The following is a 562-nucleotide window of genomic DNA, read 5'->3' on the forward strand; positions in this document are numbered from 1 at the left end:
CGGTGTCGGCGTGCCGGCCAGCGTGACGAGTCGAGTAGCTGTGGGAGCGAACACAGCCAGGCCAGCGCGCAGCTCTGCCAGGATGGTCACCATGTTGCGGCGGAAGTTGTCACCGTCGTGGCGGCTGGCCTCCACGGTCACTTCCTGGCGGTCGAGCAATGCGGCCACGCTGGTATCGAGGATCAATGCCTCGCCTTGTGGCATGCCGTTGGTGACGACTACGGGGGTGCCCCACAGGCTGGGCGGCGCTGGATCGCGTGGGGTGCCAATCACATACTGGCCGTCGCCATCCTCGGCGCGCTCGCTCTCGATGGCGAACCAGTCACGCGGGTTCATCACGATAACGTTCGGGTTCCAACCTTCGGCCTTGAGGTCAGTGAGGGCTGCGCCGATACGGTCAGCTGGCTTGCCGGTGGTGATGCCAGCAGCGGTTGCCTGCTTCTTGAACCCCAGGATTTCACCTGGCCCACCGTCGCCGTTGATGAGCTCGGCCTCCAGCTTCTGGCGAACCCCCACGCTCATCAGCGTGTTGATCTGCCCCTCAAGCTGGTCATTGTCCTGC

1 protein-coding gene is annotated in these 562 nt (G+C 64.6%); it reads right to left on the bottom strand.

Annotated features, from left to right (window positions below):
* The coding region (locus HU766_RS25985) for a phage major capsid protein (RefSeq protein ID WP_186661853.1) at nucleotides 1–562 on the bottom strand (562 nt) is incomplete at both ends.

The organism is Pseudomonas sp. SWRI77 (assembly GCF_014269105.1).
In the GTDB taxonomy this organism is placed as follows: Bacteria; Pseudomonadota; Gammaproteobacteria; order Pseudomonadales; family Pseudomonadaceae; genus Aquipseudomonas; species Aquipseudomonas capeferrum.